This window comes from Terrabacter sp. Root85, assembly GCF_001429185.1.
Lineage (GTDB): Bacteria > Actinomycetota > Actinomycetes > Actinomycetales > Dermatophilaceae > Terrabacter.
This window is the reverse complement of the sequence record NZ_LMIW01000008.1, coordinates 141,513-165,658: the sequence shown is the minus strand read 5'-3', so window position 1 is coordinate 165,658 and position 24,146 is coordinate 141,513. Positions and strand designations below refer to the sequence as shown.

Annotated in this window: 25 protein-coding genes; 9 read left to right on the top strand and 16 right to left on the bottom strand. The window is 72.0% G+C overall.

Features of this window, described 5'->3' with window-relative positions:
- Positions 1-203 precede the first annotated feature (203 nt).
- Together meaB and ASE25_RS07325 are read right to left on the bottom strand one after the other, a co-directional pair.
- Positions 204-1,169: a methylmalonyl Co-A mutase-associated GTPase MeaB gene (gene meaB, locus ASE25_RS07330; protein ID WP_235508590.1), complete on the bottom strand. Its 966-nt coding sequence runs from the start codon at positions 1,167-1,169 to the stop codon at positions 204-206.
- A 20-nt stretch (positions 1,170-1,189) separates the two neighbouring features.
- Positions 1,190-2,395 (bottom strand): acetyl-CoA C-acetyltransferase, encoded by a 1,206-nt coding sequence (locus ASE25_RS07325; RefSeq protein ID WP_056824360.1) that lies wholly within the window; start codon positions 2,393-2,395, stop codon positions 1,190-1,192.
- Positions 2,396-2,533: 138 nt separating this feature from the next.
- Between ASE25_RS07325 and mce the strand changes: the two genes are divergently transcribed.
- Complete coding sequence (gene mce / locus ASE25_RS07320) at positions 2,534-2,977, top strand: methylmalonyl-CoA epimerase (protein WP_056824357.1); 444 nt, start codon at positions 2,534-2,536, stop codon at positions 2,975-2,977.
- Here the strand turns inward: mce and ASE25_RS07315 are convergent.
- Complete coding sequence (locus tag ASE25_RS07315) at positions 2,957-4,210, bottom strand: glycoside hydrolase family 15 (RefSeq protein ID WP_235508589.1); 1,254 nt, start codon at positions 4,208-4,210, stop codon at positions 2,957-2,959. The two genes, mce and ASE25_RS07315, sit on opposite strands and share 21 nt — an antisense overlap.
- Positions 4,211-4,322: 112 nt before the next feature.
- Between ASE25_RS07315 and ASE25_RS07310 the strand changes: the two genes are divergently transcribed.
- Positions 4,323-5,138, top strand: a complete 816-nt coding sequence (locus tag ASE25_RS07310) for a polysaccharide deacetylase family protein (RefSeq protein WP_056824354.1) — start codon at positions 4,323-4,325, stop codon at positions 5,136-5,138.
- Here ASE25_RS07310 and ASE25_RS07305 read toward each other — a convergent pair.
- Positions 5,066-5,719: a DUF998 domain-containing protein gene (locus tag ASE25_RS07305; RefSeq protein ID WP_056824351.1), complete on the bottom strand. Its 654-nt coding sequence runs from the start codon at positions 5,717-5,719 to the stop codon at positions 5,066-5,068. The genes ASE25_RS07310 and ASE25_RS07305 overlap by 73 nt on opposite strands.
- Before the next feature lie 150 nt (positions 5,720-5,869).
- Between ASE25_RS07305 and ccrA the strand changes: the two genes are divergently transcribed.
- A complete protein-coding gene (gene ccrA, locus ASE25_RS07300; RefSeq protein ID WP_056824349.1) occupies positions 5,870-7,210 on the top strand; it encodes a crotonyl-CoA carboxylase/reductase in 1,341 nt (446 codons plus the stop codon).
- 65 nt (positions 7,211-7,275) lie between these two features.
- Here the strand turns inward: ccrA and ASE25_RS07295 are convergent, their stop codons facing one another.
- On the bottom strand, positions 7,276-7,707 hold the full coding sequence (locus tag ASE25_RS07295) for an SRPBCC family protein (protein WP_056770424.1): 432 nt from the start codon (positions 7,705-7,707) through the stop codon (positions 7,276-7,278).
- Between the two features lie 214 nt (positions 7,708-7,921).
- On the opposite strand from ASE25_RS07295, the gene ASE25_RS07290 reads away from it, so the two are divergent.
- Positions 7,922-9,334: an AI-2E family transporter gene (locus tag ASE25_RS07290; RefSeq protein ID WP_235508588.1), complete on the top strand. Its 1,413-nt coding sequence runs from the start codon at positions 7,922-7,924 to the stop codon at positions 9,332-9,334.
- A 56-nt stretch (positions 9,335-9,390) separates the two neighbouring features.
- Here ASE25_RS07290 and ASE25_RS07285 read toward each other — a convergent pair whose 3' ends face one another.
- A complete protein-coding gene (locus tag ASE25_RS07285; protein ID WP_056824346.1) occupies positions 9,391-10,278 on the bottom strand; it encodes an NAD(P)-dependent oxidoreductase in 888 nt (295 codons plus the stop codon).
- 104 nt (positions 10,279-10,382) lie between these two features.
- Between ASE25_RS07285 and ASE25_RS07280 the strand changes: the two genes are divergently transcribed.
- A complete protein-coding gene (locus ASE25_RS07280; protein WP_056824345.1) occupies positions 10,383-10,961 on the top strand; it encodes a TetR/AcrR family transcriptional regulator in 579 nt (192 codons plus the stop codon).
- Between the two features lie 82 nt (positions 10,962-11,043).
- On the opposite strand, the gene ASE25_RS07275 is transcribed toward ASE25_RS07280, so the two are convergent.
- Positions 11,044-11,352 (bottom strand): hypothetical protein, encoded by a 309-nt coding sequence (locus ASE25_RS07275; RefSeq protein WP_056824342.1) that lies wholly within the window; start codon positions 11,350-11,352, stop codon positions 11,044-11,046.
- Positions 11,353-11,368: 16 nt separating this feature from the next.
- Positions 11,369-13,147 (bottom strand): 3-hydroxyacyl-CoA dehydrogenase family protein, encoded by a 1,779-nt coding sequence (locus tag ASE25_RS07270; RefSeq protein ID WP_056770440.1) that lies wholly within the window; start codon positions 13,145-13,147, stop codon positions 11,369-11,371.
- Positions 13,148-13,231: 84 nt separating this feature from the next.
- Here ASE25_RS07270 and nucS point away from each other — a divergent pair, with 84 nt between their 5' ends.
- Positions 13,232-13,927 carry an endonuclease NucS gene (gene nucS, locus ASE25_RS07265; RefSeq protein ID WP_056824337.1) on the top strand — a complete coding sequence of 232 codons (696 nt, stop codon included), beginning with the start codon at positions 13,232-13,234 and terminating at the stop codon, positions 13,925-13,927.
- A gap of 53 nt (positions 13,928-13,980) precedes the next feature.
- Here the strand turns inward: nucS and ASE25_RS07260 are convergent, their stop codons facing one another.
- From ASE25_RS07260 to murA, 5 genes are all read right to left on the bottom strand, one after another.
- Positions 13,981-14,670 carry a DNA alkylation repair protein gene (locus ASE25_RS07260; protein ID WP_056824333.1) on the bottom strand — a complete coding sequence of 230 codons (690 nt, stop codon included), beginning with the start codon at positions 14,668-14,670 and terminating at the stop codon, positions 13,981-13,983.
- A complete protein-coding gene (locus ASE25_RS07255) occupies positions 14,670-15,017 on the bottom strand; it encodes a hypothetical protein (RefSeq protein WP_056824329.1) in 348 nt (115 codons plus the stop codon). The genes ASE25_RS07260 and ASE25_RS07255 overlap by 1 nt, the downstream gene beginning before the upstream one ends.
- Before the next feature lie 20 nt (positions 15,018-15,037).
- On the bottom strand, positions 15,038-17,056 hold the full coding sequence (locus ASE25_RS07250) for a protein meaA (RefSeq protein ID WP_056825622.1): 2,019 nt from the start codon (positions 17,054-17,056) through the stop codon (positions 15,038-15,040).
- Positions 17,057-17,159: 103 nt separating this feature from the next.
- The gene (locus tag ASE25_RS07245) at positions 17,160-17,528 is read right to left on the bottom strand and encodes an STAS domain-containing protein (protein WP_056770456.1); all 369 of its coding nucleotides are present in this window, start codon (positions 17,526-17,528) and stop codon (positions 17,160-17,162) included.
- Positions 17,529-17,733: 205 nt separating this feature from the next.
- Complete coding sequence (gene murA, locus ASE25_RS07240) at positions 17,734-19,020, bottom strand: UDP-N-acetylglucosamine 1-carboxyvinyltransferase (protein ID WP_056770458.1); 1,287 nt, start codon at positions 19,018-19,020, stop codon at positions 17,734-17,736.
- 66 nt (positions 19,021-19,086) lie between these two features.
- On the opposite strand from murA, the gene ASE25_RS07235 reads away from it, so the two are divergent.
- Together ASE25_RS07235 and ASE25_RS07230 are read left to right on the top strand one after the other, a co-directional pair.
- The gene (locus tag ASE25_RS07235) at positions 19,087-19,731 is read left to right on the top strand and encodes a cob(I)yrinic acid a,c-diamide adenosyltransferase (RefSeq protein WP_056824326.1); all 645 of its coding nucleotides are present in this window, start codon (positions 19,087-19,089) and stop codon (positions 19,729-19,731) included.
- Positions 19,732-19,932: 201 nt separating this feature from the next.
- The gene (locus tag ASE25_RS07230; RefSeq protein ID WP_056824323.1) at positions 19,933-20,928 is read left to right on the top strand and encodes a hypothetical protein; all 996 of its coding nucleotides are present in this window, start codon (positions 19,933-19,935) and stop codon (positions 20,926-20,928) included.
- Positions 20,929-21,052: 124 nt separating this feature from the next.
- On the opposite strand, the gene ASE25_RS07225 is transcribed toward ASE25_RS07230, so the two are convergent.
- On the bottom strand, positions 21,053-21,490 hold the full coding sequence (locus ASE25_RS07225) for a DUF2550 domain-containing protein (protein WP_056824320.1): 438 nt from the start codon (positions 21,488-21,490) through the stop codon (positions 21,053-21,055).
- Between the two features lie 8 nt (positions 21,491-21,498).
- Positions 21,499-21,774, bottom strand: coding sequence for a F0F1 ATP synthase subunit epsilon (locus ASE25_RS07220; RefSeq protein ID WP_028785412.1), 276 nt, complete (start codon positions 21,772-21,774; stop codon positions 21,499-21,501).
- A 118-nt stretch (positions 21,775-21,892) separates the two neighbouring features.
- Here ASE25_RS07220 and ASE25_RS07215 point away from each other — a divergent pair, with 118 nt between their 5' ends.
- On the top strand, positions 21,893-22,330 hold the full coding sequence (locus tag ASE25_RS07215; protein ID WP_200959016.1) for a hypothetical protein: 438 nt from the start codon (positions 21,893-21,895) through the stop codon (positions 22,328-22,330).
- Between the two features lie 114 nt (positions 22,331-22,444).
- Here the strand turns inward: ASE25_RS07215 and ASE25_RS07210 are convergent, their stop codons facing one another.
- On the bottom strand, positions 22,445-23,824 hold the full coding sequence (locus ASE25_RS07210; RefSeq protein WP_056824316.1) for an NAD(P)/FAD-dependent oxidoreductase: 1,380 nt from the start codon (positions 23,822-23,824) through the stop codon (positions 22,445-22,447).
- Positions 23,825-24,146 lie beyond the last annotated feature (322 nt).

Sequence of the window (24,146 nt, the reverse complement as noted above, 5' to 3'; positions counted from 1 at the left end):
CCCTCCGCGCCACCGCGGGCCCTGCGAGCGGTCCCCCGCGACACAGCAAGCACCCGCGCGCGGTCGCCACGCGCAGGACTCCGGCCGACGACCCCCACTTCAGGTGTTCCGAGGCTCTGTGGACAGCGCGCCGCCCCAGGTCGGCATCGCCGCGCTGCCCGGCTACAGGTGTCGCGGTGAGCCAGCCAGCCCGAACCTGCGGGTCAGGAGCCGAGCTGCTCGACGAGACGGTCGGCGGCGGCATACGGGTCGGTGCGCCCGGCGATGACGTCACGGGCCAGCGCGGCGACGCCCTCGTGACCACCGACGTGCCCGAGCCGGGCACGCAGGGTCGTCAGCGCGATGGTCTCGATCTCGTCGCCGACGCGACGCTCGCGGCGCCGTGCCAGCTCGCCGTTCTCCTCGACGAACGCCCGGTGCTTGTCGAGCGCCTCCATCACCTCGTCGATGCCGACCTTCTGTGCCGCAACGGTTTTCACGACCGGAGGCCGCCACAGACCCGGCTCGGTGCGGTCGCCGAGCGAGATCATGTGGCGCAGGTCGCGGACCGTCGCGTCGGCGCCGTCGCGATCGGCCTTGTTGACGACGAAGACGTCTCCGATCTCGAGGATGCCGGCCTTGGCGGCCTGGATGCCGTCGCCCATGCCGGGCGCGAGCAGGACGACCGACGTGTCGGCGAGCCCGGCGATCTCGACCTCGGACTGCCCCACCCCGACGGTCTCGACGAGCACGACGTCGCACCCGGCAGCGTCGAGCACCCGGATGGCCTGCGGCGTCGTGAACGACAGTCCGCCGAGATGGCCGCGCGAGGCCATCGAGCGGATGTAGACGTCGGGGTCGAGGGCGTGGTCCTGCATGCGGACGCGGTCGCCGAGCAGCGCCCCGCCCGAGAACGGCGAGCTCGGGTCGACCGCGAGCACGCCGACGCGCAGGCCCCGCTCGCGGAAGGCGCCGACGAGCGCGGTCGTCGTCGTCGACTTGCCGACGCCCGGTGAGCCGGTGAGACCGATGACCCAGGCGTTGCCGGCATGCGGCGCGAGCGCCGCCATCACCTCGCGGAGGGACTCGTGCCCGTCCTCGACGAGGGAGATGAGGCGGGCGACGGCGCGCGGCGAACCCGCCATGGCCGACTCGACCAGGGCGGGGACGTCGACGGATCGGCGCGCCACGCGGTGCAGGACCCGGGCGATCAGGCGGTCGCGGGCACGCGGACGATGAGGGCGTCGCCCTGGCCGCCGCCGCCGCAGAGGGCAGCCGCGCCGACACCGCCGCCGCGACGCTTCAGCTCGAGCGCGAGGTGAAGGGCGATGCGGGCACCTGACATGCCGATCGGGTGGCCGAGGGCGATGGCGCCGCCGTTGACGTTGACCTTGTCGACGTCGATGCCGAGCTCCTTGGCCGACGCGAGTCCGACGGCCGCGAAGGCCTCGTTGATCTCGACGAGGTCGAGGTCGGCGGGCGTGATGCCCTCCTTCTCGCAGGCCCGGGCGATGGCGCGAGCGGGCTGCTGCTGGAGCGTCGAGTCGGGCCCGGCAACCATGCCGTGCGCGCCGATCTCGGCGAGCCACGTGAGTCCGAGCTCCTCGGCCTTCGCCTTGCTCATGACGACGACCGCGGCGGCACCGTCGGAGATCTGCGACGCCGAGCCGGCCGTGATCGTGCCGTCCTTGCTGAAGGCCGGGCGCAGGCCGCCGAGCGACGCGGTCGTCGTGTCGGCGCGGATGCCCTCGTCGTTCTTGAAGACGACCGGGTCGCCCTTGCGCTGCGGGATGCTCACCGGGACGACCTCGTCGTCGAAGAGGCCGTCCTTCCACGCCTTGGCCGCGAGCTGGTGGCTGCGCGCCGAGAACTCGTCCTGCTCCTCGCGGGTGAAGGCCTGCTCGCCCGCGTTGGCCTGCTCGGTGAGCAGACCCATGGCCTGGTCGGTGAAGGCGTCCCAGAGGCCGTCGAAGGCCATGTGGTCGCGCATCGTGACGTCGCCGTACTTGTAGCCCTCGCGCGACTTCGTCATGAGGTGCGGCGCGTTGGTCATCGACTCCTGGCCACCGGCGACGACGACGTCGCACTCGCCGGCGCGGATGAGCTGGTCGGCCATGGCGATGGCGTTGATGCCGGAGAGGCAGACCTTGTTGATGGTCAGGGCCGGGACGGTCATCGGGATGCCGGCGGCGTGCGCGGCCTGGCGGGCCGGGATCTGTCCGGCGCCGGCCTGCAGCACCTGGCCCATGATGACGTAGTCGACCTGCTCCGGGGCGACGCCCGCCTTCTCGAGGGCCCCCTTGATGGCGACACCACCGAGGTCGGACCCGGAGAAGTCCTTGAGCGAGCCGAGCAGCCGACCCATGGGGGTGCGGGCGCCCGCGACGATCACGGAGGTGGGACGGTCAGCAGTCATGGGTGAAGCCTCTTCCGACGTCATTGGGGATGTCGCCGTCAACTCTAGTCGCGACCCCGCGAGGCCCCTCGACGAGCATGACCAAGCGCACACGGCATACAGCAGCCGTATGCCGTCACGCCGCCCTACGTTGGGACCATGAGCGCGACTCCCGACCCCCTCTTCACCCACATCGACCACGTCGGCATCGCGGTCCCCGACCTCGACGCGGCCATCGCGTTCTACGAGGGGACGTACGGGATGCGGATGCTCCACGTGGAGACGAACGCGGAGCAGGGAGTCCGCGAGGCGATGATGGGCGTCGGTGACTCCGGCTCGTGCATCCAGCTGCTCGCGCCGCTCTCCCCCGAGTCGACGATCGCGAAGTTCTTGGGCCGCAGCGGCCCCGGCATCCAGCAGCTCGCCTACCGCGTCACCGACATCGACGCCGTGTGCGCGACGCTCCGCGAGCGCGGCCTCCGGCTGCTCTACGACACCCCGAAGCGGGGCACGAGCGACAGCCGCGTCAACTTCATCCACCCCAAGGACGCGGGCGGTGTCCTCGTCGAGCTCGTCGAGCCGTCAGCCCACGCCGGACACTGACGTCGCGTCCACACCCGATCGCTGCGCCGCCAGCTCGACCTCGGTGAGGACGACGAGGGCGGCGGTCCACGCGAGCGGCGCCGGTCCTGCGGGGCTCCCGTCCGGCAGGACCTTCTCCGGCAGGCTCCCCCACGACGTGCAGTGCCCGTCGAGCCAGGTGAGCCAGCGCTCGGCGACGAGAGGGTGTCCGGAGGCTGCCGCGGTGTAGGCGACCATGGCGGTCTCCGGCGTCCACGAGACGCCGTCGCCCTTCCACTCGACACCGGGGGCGAGGCCACCCCCGGCACGCAGGGCCAGCACCGGGTAGTGCTCCCAGGCACGCTCCGCGGCCACGTCGCCCACTGCAGCGAAGGGTGGCATCAGCATGGTGACGCCCGCATCGAGCCCTCCGGACCGCCCGTGCCGCTCGTACGCGGGGCCGAACTCCGCACGGATCAGGGACCGCAGCCCGCGAGCCGCCCGCCTGGCCAGGTCCACCCGCCCGGTGTCAGCCTCGGCCGCGAAGGTCCCGGCCGCGGCCTCGAGCCCGGCGGCGAGCGGAGCCGCCGTGCCGAGGGTGACCCGCCGCTCCGGCACCTCCCAGTAGTCGGGTGACACCTCGGGCAGGCGGGTGCCCGCCGCTGTCTGCGCCAGGACGAAACGGAAGGACCGGTCGCGCAGTCCGCGCAGCCCAGCGGGCAGGACCCGACCGGGGCTCGCCACCCTGACCTGCTCTAGGGACCAGAGCACCCACCCGGCGCCGTCGCTCTGGCGAGGACGGTCGTCCGGCGGACCGGTTCCGTCCAGCCGGTAGCGCGCCTCGAAGCCGCCGTCGGGCCGTTGGACGCGTGCGAGGAAGCCCAGGACGCGCTCGGCATCGGCCACGTGCCCGGTCTCGGCGTACGCGACGGCGACGAAGGCGGAGTCCCGTGGCCACGCGTACGCCCAGGGGGCGTCGGGGCCGGCCGCGACGGCCCCGTTCGGTCGGGTCAGGGCGTGCAGGTCCTGGAGCGCCTGGGCCGCGACGCGTGTGCGCGCGCCGGCCGCGGGGACCGTGCCGTCGAAGAGCCAGAGGGCTTCGGCCAGCGGCTCCACGAGCCGGTCGCCGAGCGCGGCAGGCGCGAGGACGGACGTCGCGCGCCAGCCCGCGCCGTTGCGCAGGACCGGCAGCGGGTCGTCGGCGACGAGCAGCGGGACGAGTCCGGCACCGGCCATCACGACCGCAGCCAGAGCGCCCACCACGGCACGCCGCACGTCCACCTCCCTCGACCCGCGGTCGACCTCCCCGTCGACCGGGCGCCAGTGTGGCACGCGTGGTGCCGACTCGCCCGAGGATCGTGGCGGGCAGCCCGTAGCATCGGCTGACATGGAGGTCACACGCCGTCAGGCCCTGACCGCGGCAGCCGGTGCAGCCGTCGGAGCAGCCGGGGCCGTCGGGGCGGTGCGACTCGTGGAGCGGCTCGACGAGAACACCCCGCTGCCCTTCTACGGCAGCCCGGTCAGCGCCGTCCGTCCCGACCGATCCACCCCCTCGGCGGCAGCCACCTCGGTCGTCTGGGCGGGTGCGGGCGATCAGCGCCGCGTCGCGCTGACGTTCGACGACGGTCCGCACCCTGACTGGACCCCACGGGTGCTGGCCGCGCTCGAGGCGGAGGACGTGCCGGCCACGTTCTTCTGCCTCGGGCGCAACGTGCGCGACCACGGCGCGCTGCACCGCGACAGCGTCGGCCGGCACGAGCTCGCGAACCACACCTTCGAGCACCCCGACCTCGGTCGGCTCGACTGGTCCCGGTGCACGGACGAGATCACGAGGACGACCCGGTTCATGACGGAGACGTACGGCGTGGCGCCGACGCTCTTCCGGCCGCCCTACGGGCACGTCGGAGGGGCGTCGCTCCTCGCGGCCGCCGAGTCGACCCTCACGACGGTCCTGTGGTCGGCCCAGGCACGCGAGGACCTCGTGGCCAGTCATCCGGACGGCATCGTCGAGGACATCGCGTCGCAGGTGCGTCCCGGGTCGATCATCCTCGCCCACGACACGGGCTCGGACGACCGGCTCATCACCATCGACCGGCTCGCCGCGATCATCCGCAGGCTCCGCGACGACGGCTACACCTTCGCGACCGTCTCCGACCTCCTGGCGCCGAGCAGCGCCCAGGCGACGGCGGCCAGCCACGGGTAGGTCGGCCACAGGGCGAGGCGCTCGAGGGCACCGACCCACGTCGGGTCCTCGAGACGCAACCCGAACGCCGCAGCCGAGGCCACCATGAGACCGCCGAGCACGAGACCGGACACGGCGACGCCCTGTGACACGGCGTGTGACCTCCGCAGCGCCTCGGCCGTGACGAGGACGGCGAGCGGCTGGAGGACGAAGACGGGAAGCGCCACGACCCCGTGCCACCCGGGGTGCTGGTCGACGGGCACGAGCCCGACGGCAGCAGCGAAGAGCGCGGACGCGACCCACAGCCAGACGGCGGCGAGCGCCCATCCCCCGGCGCCGAGACGCGGTCGCAGCAGCACGGCGCCCGCTGCCCGCAGGAGGCCGAAGACGACGAACGCCACGTCGAGCGCGGCATGGCCCGAGGAGCAGACGTCGACCGTCGACCCCGCGTGACCGGGCGCGCACGTCAGCATCCCGAGCGCGCTGATCGTGTCGTCGCGCAGGCTGTAGGCCGCCGAGGCGCCGGCGGCGACGAGGAGCTCGACGAGCAGGTAGACCGGCTGGACGAGCCAGCAGCCGAGACCCGCCGTCGTCCGTCGCACGCGTTGACGCTATCCCGTGACCCAGGTCACCTGTGGTGGCCGTCTCAGAAGCGGCTACCCGCGGGTCACGTCTCGCTACGTTCGGGGACACACCGCACTGGTTCGACTCTGTCTCGACCCACCAATGACGCTGCGACGTAAGGACCTTCAATGCAGGCCATCCGCGACGCCATCCTCTCCGGCGACCGCACCCAGGAGACCTACGCGAACATCGAGATCCCCGCCACGTACCGCGGGGCGACCGTCCACAAGGACGAGGTCGGCATGTTCGAGGGGCTCGCCACGCGCGACAAGGACCCGCGCAAGTCGCTGCACATCGACGAGGTACCCGTGCCGGAGCTGGCGCCGGGCGAGGCGCTCGTCGCCGTCATGGCCAGTGCGATCAACTACAACACCGTGTGGACCTCGATCTTCGAGCCCGTCTCGACCTTCGGCTTCCTCGAGCGCTACGGCCGCATGTCGGAGTTCTCCAAGCGCCACGACCTGCCCTACCACGTCGTCGGGTCCGACCTCGCCGGCGTCATCCTGCGCACCGGCCCCGGCGTGACGAAGTGGAAGCCGGGCACCGAGGTCGTCGCGCACTGCCTGTCGGTCGAGCTCGAGGACGCCGAGGGCCACAACGACACGATGCTCGACCCGCAGCAGCGGATCTGGGGCTTCGAGACGAACTTCGGCGGCCTGGCCGAGCTCGCGATCGTCAAGGCCAACCAGCTGATGCCCAAGCCCGGCCACCTGACGTGGGAGGAGGCCGCCTCACCCGGCCTCGTCAACAGCACGGCCTACCGGCAGCTCATCTCCAAGAACGGCGCCGCGATGAAGCTCGGCGACCGCGTGCTCATCTGGGGCGCGTCAGGCGGCCTCGGCTCCTACGCCACGCAGATGGCCCTCGCCGGCGGCGCGACGCCGATCTGCGTCGTCTCCTCGCCCGAGAAGGCCGAGATCTGCCGGGCCATGGGCGCCGAGCTCATCATCGACCGCAACGCCGAGGACTACCGCTTCTGGAACGACGAGGGCACCGAGCAGGACCCCCGCGAGTGGCAGCGCCTCGGCAAGAAGATCCGCGAGCTGACCGGCGGCTACGACGTCGACATCGTCTTCGAGCACCCCGGTCGCGAGACCTTCGGCGCGAGCGTCTACGTCGCGCGCAAGGGCGGCACCATCGTCACCTGCGCGTCGACCTCGGGCTACATGCACGAGTACGACAACCGCTACCTCTGGATGAACCTCAAGCGCATCGTCAGCTCGCACTTCGCCAACTACCGCGAGGCGTGGGAGGCCAACGAGCTCGTCAACCGTGGGCTCATCCACCCGACGCTGAGCAAGACGTACACGCTCGACGAGGTGGGGCAGGCGGCGCTCGACGTCCACCGCAACGCCCACCAGGGGAAGGTCGGCGTGCTGACGCTCTCCCCCGAGCCGGGCCTCGGCGTCACCGACCCCGAGAAGCGCGCGGGCTTCGAGTCGGCGATCAACCGCTTCGCCGACCAGTAGCCGCCCTGCAGCCGTCGCACGAGGGCCGGCCCGCCGTCACGGTGGGCCGGCCCTCGTCGGTTGCGTCAGCGGGACTCGAGCACCCGGGTCAGCTGCTCCTCGGTGTCGTTCGCGAGCTTCTCGAAGACGAGCTTCATCGCGGGCGCGGCGAGGTTGGCGAGCCCGTGCATGTCGAGCTCGGCGTGGTAGGTGATCTCACTGCCCTCACCCGAGGGCAGGACGGTGATCGTGTCGGTCGACGTCGCGCTGTCGTTGCGCCCGACGAGGACGATCCGGGTGTCGGTGAGCTCGGCCAGCTCGTAGTCGAGCTCGGTCGTGACGCCGGCGATCTTCGAGACGTTGTGCCACCGCGCACCGACCGCGACCGGTCCGTCGCCGACGCGCGTGCACGACTCGGTGCCGGGATCCCACTCCTCGGCGTTCGCAAAGTCCTTGAGGTAGGCGATGACGACCGCGGGCGCGGGATGGACGGTGAAGCTGCGGGTCACGCTGGGCATGGGTGCTCCTCGAGCTGGTCGGTGTGCGAGCGACCCCGCCGGTCGGGTGTCGTCGTGTTCTCGTTCACCCGTCCCGTACCCGTATGCCGTCCCGCCCGGGACACGGTCGCGCGCGGGGCGGCGCGCGGCGGCTCTCCCCGCAGGGCGTCCCCCCGCACTGACACGCCACGGGCGACCCGGCCCCGTGGGGAGTGCCTGACGTAGGCTCGCGGACGTGAGCATCTGGGGACGGTGGACGGCGTACCGCCGCGCCCAGCGCGCCCGGATGGACGAGTTCCGGGCCCGCGACCTCGGCTTCGACGAGCGCGCCTCGCGAGCCGCGTACGGCGAGCCCCCGGCGTCGCCCGAGGCGCCGCCCGAGCCCGACCTCCTCACGACCACCCTCCCGATCGGGGCGGGGTCGTCCGACGCCAGCACGCCCGCCGGCAGCACGCCCGCCGGCAGCACGCCACCCCGCGCCCCGACCGACGCGCCCGGCGGCACCGCCGGGCCCCACGGGACCGGCGCCACCGCACCGGCCCCGTCGAGGACCGGCGGTGCCAAGCGGGGCAAGGGCGGCCGGCGCGACTTCGGTCAGAGCGGCACCCCGTTCAACCGCCAGTCGCCCTTCTACATCGGCTTCGTGGGCGCCGTCGGCGTCCTCACGGCGTATGCCGTCGTGCAGGCGGTCGGCCGGCTCGGCACCGTCATCACGCTGCTCGTCATCTCGTTCTTCCTGACGCTCTCCCTCAACCCGCTCGTCGAGGCGCTGACCCGGCGCAACCTGCGCCGGGGGTGGGCCGTCACCATCGTCTTCCTCGGCGTGCTCGCCGTCTTCGCGCTCGTCGGCTGGGTCGTCATCCCGCCCGTGGCCGACCAGGGCGGCGAGCTCGCCACGAACGCCCCACGGCTCTTCGACAACCTCCTCGCGAACCCGTGGGTGCAGGACGTCGACCACCGCTACCAGCTCGTCCAGCGCATCCAGGAGGAGGTCAACAAGCGCGTCGCCGACGGCAACCTGTGGGCCGGCGTCTTCGGCGGCGTCCTCGACGCGGGCAAGGTCATCGCGACCGGCGTCTTCAGCGGGTTGACCGTCCTCGTCCTCACCCTCTACTTCCTCGCCTCCCTCCCTGCGGTCAAGCAGGCGGCCTACGCCCTCGTCCCCGCCAGCCGGCGCCCGCGCACGGTCTCGCTCGCCGAGGAGGTGATGCGCCGGGTCGGGTCGTACGCCATCGGCCAGGTCGCGGTGGCCGCGATCAACGCGTTCTTCGCCTGGATCATGATGAGCCTCATCGGACTCCAGTTCGCCGCGGTGCTGGCGGTGCTCGTCGGCTTCCTCGGGCTCATCCCGATGATCGGCGCCACCCTCGGGGCGACCGTCGTCGCCGTCGTCGCCTTCTTCGACGAGCCCAAGAAGGCACTCATCGTCATCATCTACTTCATCGTCTACCAGCAGATCGAGAACTACGCCGTCATGCCGCGCATCATGCAGCGCACCGTCGCGGTCCCCGGCGCCGTGACGGTCGTCGCCGCGCTCGCCGGTGGAGCCCTGCTCGGCATCCTCGGCGCGCTGCTCGCGATCCCCTTCGCCGCAGGGGCGTTGCTGCTCTACGAGGAGGTCCTCGTCCCCCGGCAGCGCCGGCACTAGCCGCCGACTCCACCCGATGGCGTATGCCGTGTGCCGGGGACCCGACGAGGCGTTCCCTACCCCGGGCGGGCGGCGTCCCGCCGCTCCAGCGCGGTCACGACGGCCGCCATGTCGAGCGCCCCCAGCCCGGCGGCCTCGGTCTCGCGGAAGAGCTCACGGGTCGCTTCGAGCACCGGGCTGTGCGCCCCGACCGCCCGGGCCGCCTCGGCGATGAGCCGGGTGTTGGTGTGGACGTCGCGCACCGCCGCCTGGGCCTCGAAGTCACGGGCCACGAGCTTGGCGAGCTTGACAGCCGACACCGCGCTCGCCATCGGACCGGAGTCGAGGGCGCGCCGGAAGACCTCGAGGTCGAGGTCGAGACGGTCGGCGAGGTGGAAGGCCTCCGCCAGCCCGGCGACCATCGTGCAGAGGTAGAGGTTGACGGCGAGCTTGGTGCCCGTCCCGGCGGGGACCTCGCCGCACCGGACGACCTCGCGGCACATCGCGGCGAGCAGCGGTGCGACGCGGTCGACGACGTCCGGTCGCCCGCCGACGAGGGCCACGAGCTCCGCCCGCTCCGCCGGGATGCGCGACCCCGAGACGGGTGCCTCGGCGTAGTCGCCCCCGGCCCCCTCGACGTCCCGGGCCAGCCCGGCAGAGAAGCCGGGGGACGTCGTGCCGAGGTGCACGAGCGTGCGCCCCGACACCATCCGCGTGAACGCAGCGCTCCCCCGCTGCAGGACCTCGTCGACCGCTGCCTCGTGGGCCAGCATGAGCAGGACGACGTCGCTCGCCTCGAAGACGGCTGCCGGCGAGGGACCCACTACGGCTCCGAGGGCCTCGAGCGCAGCGACCCCAGCCGGAGACCGGTTCCACACGGAGAGAGGAACACCCGCGCGCCGCAGGTTGGCGGCCATGGGTCGTCCCATGATGCCGAGACCGATGAACCCGACTCGCGTCTCCATTGCCGCCTCCGACCTTCCCGCGCCATATGACAACTGTCATAGTAGCGGCCTGAGCATGACAGGTGTCATAGTCGAGACCCACGTCGAGCATGGGAAGGGCGCCAATGTCAGCCAGCACGCACGGACCGCGCGAGCGCATCGTCTACGTGACCGCCCAGCGCCTGCGGCGGGCCGGCGTCACCGGCACGGGGCTGCGAGAGGTCGTGGTTGCGGCGGACGCACCGCGCGGCTCCCTCCAGCACTACTTCCCGGCCGGCAAGGACCAGCTCGTCGGCGAGGCCCTCGAGTGGGCCGGCACCTGGGCCGCCGAACGGGTCGACGAGCACCTCGCCAGGATGAGACGGCCGACCCCCGCGCGGCTCTTCGCAGCGATCGTCGACGACTGGTCGACCGACCTCGCGGTCCGTGCCTTCGAACGAGGCTGCCCGGTCGCCGCAGCGGTCATCGACTGCGCGGACACCAACGAGGCCGTGCGGCAGGCTGCCGACTCGGCCCTGCAGACGTGGCAGCGCCCGATCACCGACGCCCTCGCCTCGATGGGCCGGACGCCCCGACGGGCGCAGGCCCTCTCGACCCTCATGCTCTGCGCCCTCGAGGGAGCCATCGTGCTCGCCCGGGCGCAGCGCGACACCGCTCCCCTGCGGCTCGTGGCCCGCGAGCTCGGCCCCGTCCTCGACGCCTGAGGCCCTCACGCCCCGACGGGCTCCGCGGTTCGATGCATCCCGCGGCCACGGGTGACCGGAGGACACATCGACCGGACGAGTCTCAGCGGTAGGAGTTGCCGCTCGGACGGGCGTCGCGCTTCTGCCAGCATCCGGTGTGCCAGTGCCGCCGGTCCCCGAGCCCGCCCACGCCCTCGGCCGGCCACACGACGACGTGCGGGAGGCCCGGGGGGATGTCCTGCTGGCAGCCCGGACACAGGTAGTCACGGGTGGCGGACGCGCCGCTCACCGAGCGCACGGTCCAGCGCGTGCCGGCATACGACTCCTCCCGCGTGGAGCCGCCCTGGATCCGCGTCACGTCGAGCGGCACGTGCTCGCGCGCGTGCTTGCTGGGACGTCGACGCGAGGGCATGGCTCCAGCGTAGGTGTCAGGCGTAGGTGCGGAAGCCACGCCCCGTCTTGCGGCCGAGGTAGCCGGCCGTGACGAGGTGTTCGAGCAGCGGCGCCGGCGCGTAGCCGCGCTCACGGAACTCGAGGTAGAGCTCGCGCTCGATGGCGAGCGACACGTCGAGGCCGACGACGTCGAGCAGCTCGAACGGACCCATCGGCAACCCGCAGCCGGTCTTCATGGCCGTGTCGATGTCGTCGGCCGTGGAGTAGTTGGCCTCGAGCATCTTCACGGCGTCGTTGAGGTAGGGGAAGAGCAGGGCGTTGACGATGAAGCCGGCGCGGTCGCCGCACGTCACGGCGTGCTTGCCGACCGTCGCGCAGAGCGCCCGCACCGTGGCGACGACGTCGTCGGCGGTCGAGACCGTGTGCACGACCTCGACGAGCTTCATGACCTGGGCCGGGTTGAAGAAGTGCATGCCGATGACGTCCTGGGGACGCTTCGTGGCGGCCGCGCACTCGACGACGGGCAGTGAGCTCGTCGTCGTCGCGAGGATGGCGCCGGGGCGGCAGATCTCGTCGAGGTTCTCGAAGAGCGCGCGCTTGACGGTGAGGTCCTCGACGACGGCCTCGACGACGAGGTCGACCTGCGCGAGGTCCTCGAGGCGGGTCGTGCCACGCACGTGGGCCAGCGCCGCGTCGCGGTCCTCCTCGGTGGCCTTGCCGCGCTGGACGGCCTTCTCGAGGCTCTTGGCGAGCGCCGCCCGGACGGCCTCGACCTTGGCGTCGCTGCGGGCCACGAAGGTCACGTCGAGACCGGCCTTGGCGAAGACCTCGACCATCCCCGTGGCCATCGTGCCGGAGCCGACGACTCCGACCGTCCGGATCGGGCGCGTGCCGGACGTCGAGTCCTCCGCGGCCGCGGGGGTCAACGCGTCGTCGACGACCGCCGAGCTGCCCGGTGCGGCATACGTGTAGAAGCCGCGACCGCTCTTGCGACCCTTGAGCCCGGCGCTGACCATCTGCTTGATGATCGGGCTCGGCGCGTGCAGGCGGTCACGGCCCTGCTTGTACATCGTGTCGAGGATCTCGTAGGCGGTGTCGAGGCCGATGAGGTCCATGAGGGCGAGCGGGCCCATGGGGTAGCCGCAGCCGAGCTTCATCGCGGCGTCAATGTCCTCGCGGGTGGCGTACTTGCTCTCGTACATCGCGACGGCGTGGTTGAGGTAGCCGAAGAGCAGCGCGTTGGCGATGAAGCCGGCCTTGTCGCCGACGATGACGGGCTTCTTGCCGAGCCGCTCGGCGAGCGCCTTGACGTCCTCGAAGATCTCGTCGCTCGTGATGACGGTCTTGATGACCTCGACGAACTGGAGCACGGGGGCCGGGTTGAAGAAGTGCATGCCGACGACGCGCTTGGGGTTGATCGTCGCGACGGCGATCTCGGTGACGGGCAGCGAGCTCGTGTTCGTCGCGAGGATCGCGTCGTCGGAGACGATGGCGTCGAGCTTGGCGAAGATGTCCTTCTTGAGGTCGAGGTGCTCGGGCACGGCCTCGACGACGAGCTGGCACTCCTTGAGGTCGGCCATGTCGCTCGTGAAGAGGACCCGGGCGTGCAGCGCGGCCTGGTCCTCGGCCGCGAGCTTGCCGCGGGAGACGGCCCGGTCGGTCGAGTGCTGCAGGACGCCCTTGCCCTTCTCGACCGCCTCGTCCGTGACCTCCACCGCGACGACGTCGATGCCGTTGCGTGCGAAGACCTCGACGATGCCGGCACCCATGGTGCCGAGTCCGATGACGCCAACCTTGGTGAACTCACGAGCCATGGGTGGAGTCTCGCAGAGGGTGTGCGCCGCCCACACCCGCCCGGGGCGTGACGCTGCCCACGCCCCCTCCTCTAGGGTGGACCGGTGCGTCTCGTCATAGCCCGGTGCAGCGTCGACTACGACGGTCGCCTCACGGCCCACCTCCCGCTCGCGACCCGCCTGCTCGTCGTCAAGGCCGACGGGTCGGTGCTCGTCCACAGCGACGGCGGCTCCTACAAGCCGCTCAACTGGATGTCGCCGCCCTGCACGATGGCCGAGGTCGAGCCGGACGAGGTCCAGGCCGGCGAGGGAGTCGTCGCGGTGTGGCGGGTCCAGCACGCCAAGAGCGAGGACCGCCTCACCGTCCTGCTCCACGAGGTCCTCCACGACTCGGACCACGAGCTCGGCGTCGACCCCGGCCTCGTCAAGGACGGCGTCGAGGCGCACCTGCAGAAGCTGCTCGCCGAGCACATCCACACCCTCGGCCACGGGTGGTCGCTCGTGCGCCGCGAGTACATGACGGCCATCGGTCCGGTCGACATCCTCGCGAAGGACTCGGCCGGCACGAGCGTCGCCGTGGAGATCAAGCGCCGCGGCGAGATCGACGGTGTCGAGCAGCTGACCCGCTACCTCGAGCTGATGAACCGCGACCCGCACCTCGCGCCCGTCACCGGGGTGTTCGCCGCCCAGCAGATCAAGCCACAGGCGCGCACGCTCGCCGAGGACCGCGGCATCCGCTGCGTCGTGCTCGACTACGACGCCCTCAAGGGCATCGACGACGCGGAGTCCCGCCTCTTCTGACCCACCGAGGGCGTATGCCGTGTGGCCGCCCGGGCGCACCGGCGCACCGGCCCTCACACCCAGCGCGAGCGAAGGTCCGGCGGCAGCTTCTCGACGGCGAGCCGGACGGCGGGGCGCGGCATCCCCTCGACGTGCTCCTCGAGGAAGGCCACCAACCGGTCGCGGTCACGCTCACCGGCGTGCTTGGCAAAGATCCCGACGGGCTTGTGCACCAACGGATCCCGGTCGGTCGCGAGCTGGGCGGCGAGCTCCCAACCGACCTCCACGTCGTCGGTGTCGAGCAAGCCGAGCGGCGCCGTCATGGCGGTGCGCCGGCGCAGCGGCTCGGGCGAGAGCGCGAGGTCGCGCAGGATCTGCTTGTCACGACCGACGAGCCACAGGCCGATGACGCGCGGAGCGGCCCGGTCGACCATGTCCCACGTCGTGATCCGGTCGTGGTGGCCGAGGTAGGTCCGGGCGAGGGTGCCGCGCCCGTGACCGTCGATCCGTTTGCGCCGTGCCTTGAAGTCGAGGATGCAGAGGGCCGCGAGCCGGGGCTCGTAGGCCGGGTGGGCGAGCAGCTGCTGCACCTCGCTGAGCGGGAGCCGCGTGTGTCGCTTGGCGATGGCGAAGAGCGTGCCCATCCGCACGCCGAGCGCCTCCTCGTCGGGGGCGAGGCGCTTGCGCACCGATGCGAGTGCCTCCGGCGAGACCTCGGCCTCGAGCTCGGCGACCACGGTCCCGGCGGTCGCCGCCGACGCCATCAGGACAAGCCCTCTATCGGTTGGGCGGTGACGCCGTCGGCGTCGACGAGCAGCAGGACCGGGTCGGGCGCCTCCCCTCCGCGCACGACGACGACGGTCTCGCCGCGGTGCCGGTCGACGAGCTCCTCGAGGCCCGATGAGCCGTCGTGGAGGTCGCCGTGCCCGAGGTGCGAGGGCACGACCAGGTCGTCGGCCAGCGACTCGACCGGGCCGGTGTCGGGGACGTCGTCGGCGGCATACACCGCCTGGACCTTCTCGAGGTGGATCGCGGACGCCAGCCACGCGACGTCGGAGAGCGCCGGAGGGTTGACGACGATGACGCGCGCGGCGCACTGCAGGTCGCTCATACCTGCGACGCTACGCCTGCTCAGACGGGCGCGGACTCGAGGGGCGCAAGACCCCGTGCGGCGCGGATCACACCCACCATCTCGCCCATGATGTCGTTGAGGCCGAAGTCCTTCGGCGTGAAGACCATGGCGACGCCGGCGGCCCGCAGGGCGGCGGCGTCGGACTCGGGGATGATGCCTCCGACGATGACCGGTACGTCGCCGGCACCCGCCTCGCGCAGGCCACGCAGGACCTCGGGCACGAGCTCCATGTGCGAGCCGCTGAGGATCGAGAGCCCGACGAGGTGGACGTCCTCGGCGACGGCGGCCGCGACGATCTGCTCGGGAGTCAGCCGGATGCCCTGGTAGACGACCTCGAACCCGGCGTCCCGGGCCCGCACGGCCACCTGCTCGGCGCCGTTGCTGTGGCCGTCGAGGCCGGGCTTGCCGACGAGGATGCGCAGCTTCTCGCCGAGCTCGTCGCCGGTGCGCGCGACGAGCCGACGGACGTGGGACAGGGCGTCCCCGGGCTCGCTCGCGCCGACGCCCACCGAGCCGGAGACCCCGGTGGGTGCGCGGTACTCGCCGAACTGCTCGCGCAGGGCGGCGGCCCACTCCCCCGTCGTCAGCTCGGCACGGGCGCACTCGAGCGAGGCCGCCATGAGGTTGACGTCGGTCGCCGCGTCGGCGCGCAGGCGCTCGAGAGCCGCCGCGGCGCGCGCCCGGCGCTCGGGGTCGGCGTCACGCGTCTCGCGCCACGCGCGTACGGCCTCGGAGGCGTGGTGCTCGACGTCGGCGTCGACGGTCTGGATCGCGGTGTCGAGGTCGGCCGTGAGCGGGTTGGGCTCGGTGGTCTCGAAGCGGTTGAGCCCGACGATGACGGCCTCGCCCGTCTCGATGCGGCGTCGACGCTCGGCGTGGGAGGCGACGAGCGCGGACTTCATGTAGCCGGACTCGACGGCGGCGACGGCGCCGCCCATCTCCTCGACCCGGGCCATCTCTGCCTTCGCCCCGGCCACGAGCTCGGCGACCTTGGCCTCGACGACGACCGACCCGGTGAAGAGGTCGTCGTGCTCGAGCAGGTCGGACTCGTAGGCGAGCACCTGCTGCATGCGCAGGCTCCACTGCTGGTCCCACGGGCGCGGCAGACCGAGCGCCTCGTTCCACGCCGGCAGCTGGATCGCGCGGGCCCTGGCGTCCTTGGAGAGCGTCACGGCGAGCATCTCGAGGACGATGCGCTGGACGTTGTTCTCGGGCTGGGCCTCGGTGAGGCCCAGGCTGTTGACCTGGACGCCGTAGCGGAAGCGGCGGGCCTTCGCGTCGGTCACGCCGTAGCGCTCCCGGGTCAGCTCGTCCCACAGCTGCACGAAGGCGCGCATCTTGCACATCTCCTCGACGAACCGCACGCCGGCGTTGACGAAGAAGGAGATCCGGGCGACGACACTGGCGAACTCCTCGGGCGGCACCTGCCCCGAGTCGCGCACGGCGTCGAGCACGGCGACCGCCGTCGACATGGCGTAGGCGATCTCCTGCACGGGGGTCGCCCCGGCCTCCTGCAGGTGGTAGCTGCAGATGTTGATGGGGTTCCACTTCGGGATCTCGCGCACCGTGTAGGTGACCATGTCGGTGATGAGCCGCAGCGACGGCGCGGGCGGGAAGACGTAGGTCCCGCGAGAGAGGTACTCCTTGATGATGTCGTTCTGGGTCGTTCCGGCGAGCTCGTGCACCCAGGCGGCCGGGTCCTCGCCGGCGGCCTCGGCCTGGCGCTCGGCGGCGACCTGGTAGAGCGCGAGCATCCACATCGCCGTCGCGTTGATCGTCATCGACGTGTTCATCTCGCGGAGCGGGATGGCGTCGAAGAGCGCTGCCATGTCGCCGATGTGGCTGATCGGGACCCCGACCTTGCCCACCTCGCCCCGCGCGAGGACGTGGTCCGGGTCGTAGCCGGTCTGGGTCGGCAGGTCGAAGGCGACGGAGAGGCCGGTCTGCCCCTTGGAGAGGTTGCGGCGGTAGAGCGCGTTGCTCGCAGCGGCACTCGAGTGGCCGGCATACGTGCGCATGACCCACGGTCGGTCGGGGGTCACCCGGGCGGCCGGATGCGGCGTGCTCTCCGTCGAAGACATGGCTCGACGGTAGCGGCGGGGTGCAGCGGTGGGGAGGCGCTCAGGCGGTGAGAGGCGCCACAGTCAGGCTCGCCGGTGCCGGATGCCGCGGGGCGAGGATGCGCTCGAGCCGACACCCGCGCAGCAGGCGCGTCGTGCGGTCGCTCGCATCGACGAGCAGCAGACGGCGCTCGGCGCGGGTGGCGCGCCGGTGGAGGTGGACGATGACACCGAGGCCCGTCGCGTCGCCGATCTCGGCGCCGCCGAGGTGCAGGCGCAGCTCGCCAGGACCCTGGTTGATGACCGCGTGGATCGCGTCACGGATGTCGGGCACCGTGTGGACGTCGAGACGCCCCTCGATGATGACATCGTGGCCGTCGGGTGCGTCGAGCACTCTGACCGGACCCCTGCGGTGGGTGTTCAGCGTCATGTAGACCCCTCTCAACGCTGTGCCGTCACCATGATGACGCCTCAGCCAGCCAAAACGTTGCCCCTAGGAGTCAAGAAGTGGTCAAGAAAATACGAACATCGAGCGAAGAACTCCGCCGGCCTCCGTGCCGGGACTGAGCGCTCCTGACAAAAGGGGCGATCCGCCGCCGCAGCCGCGGACTGGCCCGGCGGTTCTGCGGGTTCGCCTACTCGAACGGGGGCTCGTCGTCGGGCTCGCGCGTCACGTCGGCGCCGAGGGCGCGGAGCGCCTGCTCGAAGCGCGGGTAGCCGCGGTCGATGTGGTGCACACCGCTGACGAGGGTGTCCCCCTCGGCCACGAGGCCGGCGATGACGAGTGCGGCACCGGAGCGGATGTCGCTGCTCTCGACGGGGGCACCGGACAGCATCGGGACGCCGTGGGTCATGACGTGGTGCCCGTCGATCTGCGCGTCGGCGCCGAGACGGGCCAGTTCCTGGACCGTGCGGAAGCGGGCCTCGAAGAGGTTCTCCGTGACCATGGCAGAGCCGTCCGCCACGGCGTTGTAGGACAGGGCGAAGGGCTGCAGGTCGGTCGGGAAGCCCGGGTAGGGCAGCGTCGCGACGTCGAAGGCGCGCGGGCGCCGGTCGACGGCCGACACCCTGAACCCGCGAGGGGTGACCTCGACGTGGCACCCCGCCTCCTCGAGGGCGCCCAGCGGCGCCCTGAGGTGCTCGGCGACCCCACCGACGACCTCGATGTCGCCACGCGTCGTGGCGGCGGCGAAGGCCCACGTGCCGGCCGCGATGCGGTCGGAGACGACGGCGTGCTCGGTCGGGACGAGGGCCTCGACGCCGTGGACGGTGATCCGCGACGTGCCGGCGCCCTCGAGCTTGGCGCCCATCGACACGAGCATCTCGGCGATGTCGATGATCTCCGGCTCCTTGGCGACGTTGTCGATCGTCGTCGTGCCGCTGGCCAGGACAGCCGCCGTGAGGATGTTCTCGGTGGCCCCGACGCTCGGGAAGTCGAGCCGGATGTCGGCGCCGCGCAGGCCGGCCGGCGCCGTGGCCACGAGGTAGCCGTGCGTCACGTGCACCTCGGCGCCGAGGGCCTCGAGGCCGGCCGCGTGCAGGTCGAGGCCGCGCGAGCCGATCGCGTCGCCACCCGGGACGGCCACGTCGGCCTCGCCGACGCGGGCCACGAGCGGGCCGAGCACGGAGATGGAGGCGCGCAGCGCCCGGACGAGCTCGTAGTCGGCCCGGTGACCGATGCGCTCGGGGACGTCGAGGACGACGACGCCCGCCGCCGGGTCGTAGTCGACACCCACCCCGAGCCGGCGCAGCAGCTCGGCCATGATCGTCACGTCGGCGATCGCCGGGACGTTCGTCAGCGTCGTGCGGCCCACGGCCAGCAGGGCCACGGCCATCAGCTTCAGGGCGCTGTTCTTGGCGCCGACGACGGCGACCTCGCCCACGAGGTGGGCACCACCGACGACACGGAATCGCTCTCTCACCCACCGAACCCTATCGGGGCACCGACCGACCGACGGCGCCTCCACGACGGGTGAGAGAGTGGCCCCATGGTCAACCTGACGCGGATCTACACGCGCACCGGCGACGACGGCACGACGAGCCTCGGCGACTTCTCGCGGGTGAGCAAGAACGACGCCCGGCTGCACGCCTACGCCGACTCCAACGAGGCCAACGCCGCCATCGGCATCGCCGTCGCGTGCGGCGACCTGCCCGACGAGGTCAGGGCCACCCTCCAGCGCGTCCAGAACGAGCTCTTCGACGTCGGCGCCGACCTGTCGACGCCGCTACGGCACGCCTACGACTACCCGCCCCTGCGCGTCGAGCAGCCCTGGATCGACGACCTCGAGGCGGACTGCGACCACTACCTCGAGCAGGTCGAGAAGCTCCGGTCGTTCATCCTCCCCGGAGGCACGGCCGGGTCGGCGCACCTGCACCTCGCGACGACCATCGTGCGTCGCGCCGAGCGCTCGGCGTGGGCGGCCGCCGACCAGCACGGCACCGAGCCGGCCCCCGAGGGCACGGGCGCGAGGGGCGTCGGCGGCGTCAACGTCCTCACGGCGAAGTACCTCAACCGCCTCTCGGACCTGCTCTTCATCCTCGCCCGGATCGCCAACAAGCCGATCGGCGGAGACGTGCTGTGGCAGCCCGGTGGCGGCCGCGTCGAGAAGCCCGAGCGCACGAAGAAGCACTGACCCGCCACACGGCATACGGCATACGGCCTCGGCGCCTTGGTCGCGCGGGAGATCGCGCATCTGCGGTCGCCTGGGCGCGGCAAACGCGCGATCTCGCGCCCGACCACGGTGTCGTCCACAGCCCCGGAAGCCTGTCGCGCACCGTCCACACCCTGACGGCCGAGGCGGGACCGACGCCCCGCCGGAGCGCACGATGCTCGGGTGGACCCCAGACTCCCCGCCCCGCTGCACGAGCTTGCCGTGCACCAGTTCGGCGTCCTGACTCGCCGGCAGCTTCTCGAGGGCGGCCTGACGCCGGCCCAGCTGCGCACGAGGCTCGGGCGAGAATGGCGGCTCGTCCTGCGAGGCGTCGTCCTGCTGTCCGACGGAGTGCCCTCCGAGCAGCAGCGGTTGATGGCCGCCCTGCTCTTCGCCGGTCCGAGAAGCTGGCTCGCAGGCTCGTCGGCCGCAGCGGTTCACGGGATCGCAGGACTTCCGGTGTCCAACCCGATCCAGGTCCTGGTCCCGGCTCCCCTGCGCTCCCGGGCTCATGGGTGGGTCCTCGTCCGCAACACGACGCTGCTCGACGAGCCCATCTACCGGCGCGGCCCGCTCCGCCTGTCGTGTCCCGCCCGGGCGGCCGTCGACGCCGCGGCGGCCGCACCGTCGGACGAGCAGGCACGAGCCGTGCTCGTCGCCGCGGCCCAGTCGCGCAAGGCACGGCTGAGCGACCTCGCGCACTGGACGCTCGTCCGCGGGCAGGCGGGCTCACGACGACTGCACGAGGGTCTGGCGGTCGCGGCCTCCGGGGCTTGGTCCGTCCCCGAGGCCGACCTGCTGCGCCTCCTCTCCTCGTCCACGGTCCTGCCCGCGGTGTGGGCCAACCCCGAGGTCCGCGCCTCGTCGGGGCGCCGCCTGACGACACCCGACGTCTGGATCGACGACGTCGCCCTCGCGGTCATGGTGCACAGCCGCCAGTGGCACGCCGATGGCCTGGCCTGGGAGTCGACGGTCGAGCAGGACACCGATCTGCAGACCGCACGGGTCGTCGTCGTCGGGGTGACGCCGCACTCGATCCGCTCGCGACCCCGCTGGGTGCGGGAACGGGTCGAGACTGCCTACCTCGAGGCCCGGGCGACGGGTGTGCGCGCGGACGTCGTGGCCACCCCACGCGACCCCTGGCTGGGAGTTCGACCTGTCACGCGACGGTCGTCCTAGGAAGACCGTGCGCCGTGAACTGCGCGAGATCGCGCAGAACAGGTCGCCTGGGCGCAGCGGGTGCGCGATCTCGTGCGCGACGAGCGACCAGCGGGCGAGGCGGGTGGGCCGGAGCGGGGCTGCGTCAGGCGACGTTGACGTTGTAGCCCGGGGGCGCGGCTTCCTGCCACGAGCGCAGCGCGGTGTAGGCCGGCCCCTGGAGGGCCAGCTCGAAGTCGCTGTCGCCGTCGCTGCACGGCACCCGGCTCGCGTCGGGCAGCAGCGGGATCGAGTCGCTGCCACTCAGCGGCTCCGGAGCGTCGAGCAGCAGGCGCTGACGCAGCCAGCGGTGCTTGGGGCGCACGGAGACGCCCCCGAGGGCATACCACTCGAGGGCGTTGTCACCGAACCGGATGAGACCCAGGCGCCAGCGGTCGGACTCCGTGCGGCGCATGCCGCAGAGGGTCAGGGGCAGGCCCTTGGCGATGTAACGCCGGCGCAGGAAGGTCGTCGCGAGGACGGCCACCGCGACCACCAGGAGCGTGCCGATCACGATCTCGGTCGAGACGAGAACGGACGGCACGCGCGACCTCAGCTCGTCTGCAGCGACGAGGCGTCGACGTGCTCGGCGACGATGGTGACGACGTCCGAGTCGACCGAGAGGAACCCGCCGTCGACCGTCACCGTGCGCCGCTCGCCCTCGAGGGACTCGATGGAGACCTCGCCCTCGACGAGGACACCGAGCAACGGGGTGTGGCCGGGCAGGATGCCCAGCTCGCCCGAGATGGACCGGGCGCGTACGAACTTGGCCTCGCCCTCCCAGACCTTCCGGTCGGCGGCAACCATCTCAACCTTGAGCGAACTCACGTTTCCTCCGGATCGTGGGGGTGTGCTCTGCAGTTTAGTGCCTCTGCGAGGATGCTCCGTACGCGAGGTGGCGCAGGCCGCTCGCGCCGATTCCCCATCCTCCACAGGAGTCCTATCCATGAGCACAACCGTGTCCGACGCCCTTCTCGAGCCGACCCGCCGCCCGGTGGCGGTGGAGACCCTGACCGACGTCATCGACGCCGAGGTCGCCGACAAGTCCGGACTGGGCGGAGCCGCCGTCAAGGCCGGCTACGCCGCCGCGAAGAAGCTCGGTGGCAACTTCGTCACGAGCGCCACCGACCGGCTGCTCCCCCAGTTCGCGAGCGCCCTCGACCCGTTCTGGGCCACCAAGGGTGACGCGCCGTTCGGGGCCCACCTCGCGGCCCAGCCCGACGCCGCGGCCGACGCCCTGCTCGCGGTGACCGACGCGAAGGCCGCCAACACCTCGCACGGCTCGGCCGCCAAGGTCTACGGCTCGCTGCGCGGCAAGGCCAAGGGCCATGTCGTCGCCGCCCTCCCCCGGCTCGGCGCAGCCGTGGAGCGTCTCGTCCCCTGACGCGTCCCTGACCGCAGGACGGTGCACGCCACCGACCACGTATGCCGCCGGGCCGGCTCCCCTCGAGGAGCCGGCCCGGCGTGGTGGCGGGGGTCCGGGTCGCACCCGGACCGGTCAGGACTCGTCGTGCGTGCGGTCCGTCGCGACGGGCGGCAGCTCGGGACTGAACTCCTCACCGAGGTCGGCGATCGCCTGCCGGGCGAACACCTGCTGCTCGGTGACGACCCGCTCGGACCGGCCACGGCCGATGAAGGTGACGGCCCAGTGCAGCAGCGTGGTGATCCGGTGCTTGAAGCCGATGATGTAGACGAGGTGCACGGCGAGCCAGAGGATCCAGGCGAAGAACCCGCTGAACTGCGCCTTGCCGACCGACGCGACGGCGGAGAAGCGCGAGATCGTGGCCATCGAGCCCTTGTCGAAGTACTCGAACGGCCCCTTGGGCTCCTTGCCGTCGAGGCGTCGCTCGATCTGCTCCGCGGCGTAGCGGCCGCCCTGGATGGCGACCTGGGCGACACCCGGCAGCCCGTCGAGCGCCATCATGTCGCCGACGACGAAGACCTCGGGGTGGCCCGGGAGCGTCAGGTCGTCGCGGACCTCGACGCGGCCGGCCCGGTCGAGCTGAGCGCCCGACTGGTCGGCGAGCTGGCGACCGAGCGGCGACGCGCTGACGCCCGCGGCCCACACCTTGCACACCGACTCGATGCGCTCGCGGCTGCCGTCGCCGTGCTCCACCTCGATGCCCGTCGCGTCGACGTCGACGACCTTGGCACCGAGGCGGACCTCGACGCCCATCTCGGTCAGGCGCTTGACGGCTCGGTCGCCGAGCTTCTCGCCGAACGAGCCCAGCACGGCGGGAGCCGCGTCGAGCAGGACGACCCTGGCCTTCGTCGGGTCGATCCGGCGGAAGTCGCGCTTGAGGGTGCGTCGCGCGAGCTCGGAGATCTGGCCCGCCATCTCGACACCGGTCGGGCCTGCGCCGACGACGACGAACGTCATGAGGCGGTCGACCTCTGCCTGCGTCGTGGCGAGCTCGGCGAGCTCGAACGAGCCGAAGATGCGACCGCGCAGCTCGAGGGCGTCGTCGATCGACTTCATGCCGGGGGCGTGCCGGGCGAACTGGTCGTTGCCGAACCACGACTGACCGGCGCCCGCGGCGACGATGAGCGAGTCGTAGGGCGTGACCGTCTCGCGGCCGACCGCCGTGTGGGTCACGGTGCGCGCCTCGAGGTCGATCGTCTCGACCTCACCGAGCAGCACCTTGGCGTTGTCCTGGCGGTGCAGCACCTCGCGCGTCGACGGGGCGATCTCGCCCTCGGAGAGGATGCCGGTGGCCACCTGGTAGAGCAACGGCTGGAAGAGGTGGTGCGTCGTGCGGGCGATGAGGGTCACGTCGACGTCGGCGCGCTTCAGCTTCTGCGTGCTGAACAGTCCGCCGAAACCCGATCCGATGACCACGACCCGGTGGCGCGGGGCCTGCTGGGTGGGCGTGCTCACGATTCTCCTTGTCCTTGAGCTGTGTCCTGGTGCGAGGTGCTGGGCGCGTCGGCGCTGACGGTTTCATCTCTGTCAACACCGTCGGTCGTACCCGCATGCCCCGCGGGGGACGCGGAGGGCGTCCACGGGCTGCGGTTCTCGTCACACTCGGCGCAGGTGGTCGTGGCGGACGCGGCGGACGGTGGCGCCCAACCCGCAGCACGGCGAGGAGGCACAGCAGCGCCGGGGTCGTGGTGTACGACACGACCTGCTGGTTGCATGCACCCGGCAGGGCCTCGACGTTCATCTCGTCCTGGAACGGGACGTCACCCTGGGCGAGGCG